At 70.9% G+C, this 5,833-nt stretch carries 3 protein-coding genes; 2 read left to right on the forward strand and 1 reads right to left on the reverse strand.

The genetic code is table 11. The annotated features are described in order from the left end of the window. A partial coding sequence (locus RH94_RS06605; RefSeq protein WP_143203967.1) for a glycosyltransferase family 2 protein occupies positions 1 to 3,223 on the reverse strand: 3,223 nt, incomplete at its 3' end. A 538-nt stretch (positions 3,224 to 3,761) separates the two neighbouring features. On the opposite strand from RH94_RS06605, the gene RH94_RS06610 reads away from it, so the two are divergent. Together RH94_RS06610 and RH94_RS06615 are read left to right on the forward strand one after the other, a co-directional pair. Continuing rightward, entirely contained in the window at positions 3,762 to 4,745 is a 984-nt protein-coding gene (locus tag RH94_RS06610; protein WP_073946741.1) for a CDP-alcohol phosphatidyltransferase family protein, read from the forward strand. Positions 4,746 to 4,862: 117 nt separating this feature from the next. Next, on the forward strand, positions 4,863 to 5,833 hold a 971-nt coding region (locus RH94_RS06615), incomplete at its 3' end, for a glycosyltransferase family 2 protein (protein ID WP_143203968.1).

The raw sequence follows: 5,833 nt of genomic DNA on the forward strand, positions 1-5,833 counted from the left end.
GGGTGACGATCCGGCCCGTCTCGCGGCCCAGGCGCCGTATCCGGTCGGAGACGCCCGCCGCCGAGCGCCGCCGGGCCACCCGCACGTGGGCCACGTTCTCCGTGTCCGTGGACACCTCGTAGCGGAAGGCGCCGATGCGGTCGACGCCCTTGAAGCGGTGGAACGCGGGGCGGGCGGTCACCGGGATGTCGACGAAGCCGCCGGGGCCGTGCAGCCGGACCGCGAGGGAGTACGCGCCGCCGTGCAGCGCCGCCAGCTCGTCGCGGCCGAGGTCGGCCCGCCAGCCGCTGTACAGGTCCGTCTGCTTGCGGATGTGCCAACGGTCGCGGCGGTACACCTGCTGCGCCCGTACGGCGTGTTCCCGTCCGCCGGGCGCGGTGAACACGAGCTCCAGCCGGTTGCCGAAGTCCTCGGAGATGTCGACGTCGTCGAGGGTCAGGAACCCCTCGACGCGCAGGTCGCCGTCGACGGGACGGACGGACTCCGCCTGGGCCGACCGGGACTGGACGCGCAGCAGCGTGGAGTCGTCCACGTCGCCCTCGGTCCTGCGGAAGAGCACCGGGCCGGCGACCGACAGCTCGGGCAGGAACCGGGGCTCCTCGAACGGACGGGTGAAGAGCGCGGCGTTGCCCGCCTTCACGGCGTGGTGGGTGAGGAGGGAGGAGTTCGGGCCGGCGCACTCCAGGACGAGGTCCTCCGGGATGTCCCGGTAGAGGGTCCGCAGCTTCGGGTAGAGGGCTTCGAGCTCCTCGCCGACCATCATCTTGGGCAGGCTCACCAGGTACGGGTGGAAGCTTCCCGCCACGAAGCGCCGGAGCGCGGCCCGCCGTTCCGGGTCCGCCGTCGCGTGGGCGTCCAGCAGCGACTGGTACAGGGCCAGCAGGCCCCGCGCGGTCTCCCGCCGGTCACGGGCGGGGAGCCCGGAGCGGGCCTCGTCGGTGACGCCGTGGACGAGCGCCGCGGTCACGCGGATGCGGCGGGCCCTCAGCAGAGCGGTGGCCACGAAGGTGATGTGCTCGAGGTCCCAGCCGTCCCCGACGTGGAAGCCGCACTCGCGCAGCAGGTCGCGGCGGAACAGCTTGCCGCCGGGCGACGCGGCGAAGAGCAGGCCGGGGGCTTCGGCAAGGCCGTCGACGGTCCGGTCGCCGGCCTCGAAGCACTCGCGCAGGAACACGTCGGCCTCGCGCAGCGCCTCGGAGGCCTGCCAGGTGTCGGCGACCACGATGTCGACGTCGTCCGCGGCCGCGGCGTACAGCCCGGTCAGCGCGCCTTCGGCCAGGACTCCGGATCCGTCCGTGAAGGCCACGTACGGGCCGGTCAGCCGGTCCAGCACGGCCTGCCGGAACGTCTGGGCGTCGGCACCGGCCGGGACGCGGACCAGGCTCGTGTTGTCGTAGCGGTCGGCGAACTCGACGGCGGCCGGCACGTCCGGATCGGCTCCGGAGGTGACCAGGAGCACCTGCGTCCGGCCGAACTCCTCCTGGCAGGCGAGGGAGTTCAGGGCGGCCCGCAGCGCGTCGTCACCGTATCCGGCGCAGAACACCACGACGGTCGCGGCGGGCTCGGCGGGCTCGGCGGCGTTCGCCGGCAGCTCGCGTCCCTGCCACCACTGCCAGTGCTCGGCGCCCGGCGCCTCGCGCGCCGCCCCCCTGGCGTCGGCCGGTTCGGCCGGACGCCACACGAGGTTGCCGCTGCCCGTGATGTCCGGCCACAGACCGGAGGGCTCCAGTGCGCGGCCGAGCGGTGCCAGGTCCCTGCCGTGGACGCAGAGGGCCGTGGTGTGCTTGCGGCCCTCCCACAGGACCTGCATGTTGAGGTTGACCAGGCTCCGCGAGGAGAGCACGGTGGCCGCCGAGCCCAGGTCGAACGAGACCCGGTAGGAGATGCGGGACTCGTCCACCCGGACGTCCGGCACCTCCACGACGGTCCGCTCGCCGGTGTCCTTGGCGCGCACGTGCAGCACCAGCCGTACGGCGTCGTTGGTTCCGATGCGCTGGAACTGGTTGAGGATCTCACCCCCGAGCGTGACCGTCGTGCCGTCGACGGCGAGGGAGGTGACCCGGTTGGACAGCTTGCAGTTCTCGAACGACTCGTTCTGCAGACCGAGTTCGGTCACGTCGAGGAACTCGTCCGCCCCCGGCAGGTCGGTGTGGCGCGCCGACCAGTACACGCGGTCCCCGCGGCGCACCAGGTCGGTGGAGACGACGCCGCGGCGCTGCTCGAAGTCGGCGACCGTGAGGGCCTCGTCCACCAGCCGGTGCCGCAGGTAGAAGGCGCGCACCCGGTCCAGCGGCCCGCACAGCGGGTAGGCCCGCTCGTCGATCTCGGTCAGGTACTCCGAGACGATGTCCAGGAAGGCGGTGCGGAACCGCTCGTCGCCCGCGCGGAGTTCCTTCGCGTACAGCCGGACGTCGTGGCTGATGAAGCGGGCGTCCTTGTAGACCTTGATGTCCTCGGCGCCGGCACCGCGCAGGAACTCGTCCGCCAGCCGGTGCACCGCCACCCGGTCGGAGATGCTGCGGATCTCCGCGCGCCGGTTGGTGATCGAGGCACTGCCGTCCCGCGGATCCTCCCAGACCCACCGGTAGACCGGTTCGGCGACGACGGAGATACCGGAGGCGAGGGTGTAGGACTTGGCCGAGAAGAAGGTGTCCTCGTAGAAGACTCCCTCGGGGAAGAAGATCTCGTTCTCGAGCAGGAAGTCCCGCCGGTACAGCTTCGCGGCGGCGATGGGGTCGTTGATCAGCTCCGGCCAGCTCCGGATGCCGTCCACGGTCCGGTCGGCGCCGTAGAGCATGGACTGCCACACCTGCGTCGTGTCACGCTGCAGATTGATCCGGTGGGCGCGCCCGGCGGTGATGTCGGCGCCGGTGTTCCGGGCCGACTCCAGCAGCAGTTCGCATGCCTTGACCGGCAGTTCGTCGTCGGAGTCCAGGAACATGACGTATTCGCCGCGTGCCGCGCGAATTCCGTCGTTGCGGGGTGCTCCCACGCCCCCGCTGTTGGTCTGCCGGGATATGACCCGCAGCCGCGGAATTCGGTCCGCGTAGCTCTCCGCGACGGCCCGGCTACTGTCCTGGGACGCGTCGTCGACGACCACGGCCTCGAAGTCCTGGCACGTCTGCACCACCAAGGAGTCGAGGGCTCTGCCGAGAGTCGCCGCGGCGTTGTACGCGGGGACGACAACGGTGATGCTCGGTGCAGCGTCCACGCGCGGGGACATCACGCCTCCATTACCAGGGACTGAAAAGTCGGAGATCACAGCTCCCACGCCGGACGCCCTCGCGTCGGCACTGGCCTGGAAGGCACCCGAACCTCGGCTCGCACAGCAAGGAGACTCCGGGAGGAACCCTGCCACGGAGGCGCGCCAGGCAGCAAAAGCCAAGTGGTACAAGGAAGCGGCTGACTCATGAGCAGATTATCCTAACCCGCGCGCCCACTCGGCTCCCAATAAAGGACAATTCAGACACCATCTACCTTATGTCTCAGCCACATGCGATCCTTGACACAGATTCGGGTGAACAGGGCAACCGCAGCCGCCCCAGCATTGCCTTAAGCCTTGGCAAACGGCGTATGGTGGTCCGCGCCCGGACCGCCCAACGGTGACATTTGACCGGTGGATTACCGTGGTGAGACGGGCAACGTCCTTCCCCGTAAGGCGCACCGGCATGCCCCGGGCCGCCCCGCGTGGCACGACCGAACCACTCCGCGCGCTCCTCGGTGCCTCGCCGAGGGCCACCCGAAAGGGCTTCCTCCCGACCATGGACATACCTCCGCTCGCCGAAGTGCGCCGCCGCACTGAGAAGAAGCGGGACGCCTGGTGGACCGTTCTCCTCGTCGACCCGGTGGCCACGCCCCTGGTCCGCTGGACCGCCAAGTGGACCAGGGTCACTCCGAACCAGATCACCTGGGCGGCGCTCGTGCTCGGCCTCGGAGCAGCCGCCTGCTTCGCGCAGGGCGGGTGGCTCTGGCTGGTGGCCGGCGCGATCGTGTACCACTGCAGCTTCATCCTGGACTGCATGGACGGGAAGCTCGCCCGGCTCACCGGCAACGGATCCGAGTTCGGCGCCTGGCTGGACTACGTCTTCGACCGCATCCGGGTCCTCGTCTGCGCCATCGCCCTCATGGGCGGCCAGTACCACCGGACCGGCGACGTCTCGTACATATGGCTGGCGCTGGCCGTCGTCTTCCTGGACATGCTCCGGTACATCGACGCCCTGCAGATCTACAAGGTCCGCCAGGGCATGCGGACCAAGCTCCAGCAGGCCGCGGCCGAGGTCGCCGAGGTGACCCAGGCGCCCGCGCCCCGCGTCGCCGCCGCCGCGCGCATCACCGCCGAGGCGAAGGACGAGGCCCTGGAGGCCGGCGAGGAGGAGACCGCGGCCGGTCCGCGTGCCGAGGAGCCCGCCGCCCCCGCCCTCGGGGTGGTCACGCAGCAGTCGTTCGTGCGCCGGTTCACGCGCTACAACCGCATCCGCGACTTCCTGATCGCCCACCGCATCCGCACCCACCTGATCAGCGGCATCGAGTTCCAGATGGCGGTGTTCATCATCGCCCCGCTCGTCGGGGCGATCATGGGCGTGACGATCGTGGCCGGCATAGGGCTGGTGCTCTTCGAACTCGCCATCATCTACAAGCTGATGCTCTCGACCCGCGACTTCGAGCGCGCCATGGACTCGTACCGCCGTACCATCGCGGAGGCGACCCCGGAGCCGGTCACCGTGTCCGCCTCGGTCGACGGCTGACACCCCGCACGCGGTCCACCGCGACGCCGGTCTCCTGAGCACACGGAGACCGGCGTCGCCGTTTTCCCGGGCCGCGTCCCCGTAAGGCATGCCCCTCTCCCCGCACTGGAGCCCTCGGTGACGGACCCCTCCTCGTACGACGTCGCGCTCATCGTGCCCTGCTTCGACGTGGCCGGGCACCTGCCCCGCTTCCTGGCCTCGGTCGCCGCCCTCGACGGATTCGACCGGACCCAGGTGATCCTGGTCGACGACGGGTCGACCGACGGCACCCGCGACCTGCTCGCCGCGTTCGCCGACCGCCATCCGCAGGCCGAGCTGATCACCCAGCCCAACGCGGGCCCCGGGGCGGCCCGCAACCGCGGGCTGCGCGAGGTCCGGGCCGCCCACGTCGCCTTCGCCGACGCGGACGACGTGATGGTGCCCGACGGGCTGTCCGCGATGCTGGCCTCCGCCCGCGGCAACGACGCCGACGTGGTCGTCGCCGACTTCACCAACGTCCCGCTGCGCCCCTACGGCCGCTGGAAGCGGTACTTCGGGGACGGCGACCGGTGCGTCGAGGACATCACCGCGTACCCGGACCTGGTGTTCTCGGCGAGCGTGTGGAACAAACTGTTCTCCGTGCCGTTCCTGCGGCGCACCCGGGCGGCCTTCCCGGAGGGCGTGCTCTTCGAGGACGCCTGGTTCAGCGTCCCGGCCCTGCTGTCCGCGCGCCGCGTCAACCTGCTGGACCGGCCCGTCTACCTCTACCGGCAGCGCGGCGACGGTTCCTCCATCATGGACTCCCTGCGGAACAACGCGGCCAACTACCGCGACCACCTCGACCTCGACCTGCACCTGCTCGACCTGGGCACGCGCCACGGACCCGAGGTGCGGCGGCTGATGGAGCGGTACGCCGCCTTCACCTATCTCGGCTTCCTCAGAAGGCTCCCCGCGGCTCCGCCGGAACTCGACGTCGCGGCGCTCCTGCCCGACGTGGGCAGGCTCTACGGGGGCATCCGCGACGACGTACTGCGGGAGTTCGTCACCGGCCGCAGGGACGCGGAGCTGCAGGCGGCGGCGAAGTCGGGCAGGCTCGGCGACTGGCTCGC

This window comes from Streptomyces kebangsaanensis, from assembly GCF_001906585.1.
Classification (GTDB): domain Bacteria; phylum Actinomycetota; class Actinomycetes; order Streptomycetales; family Streptomycetaceae; genus Streptomyces; species Streptomyces kebangsaanensis.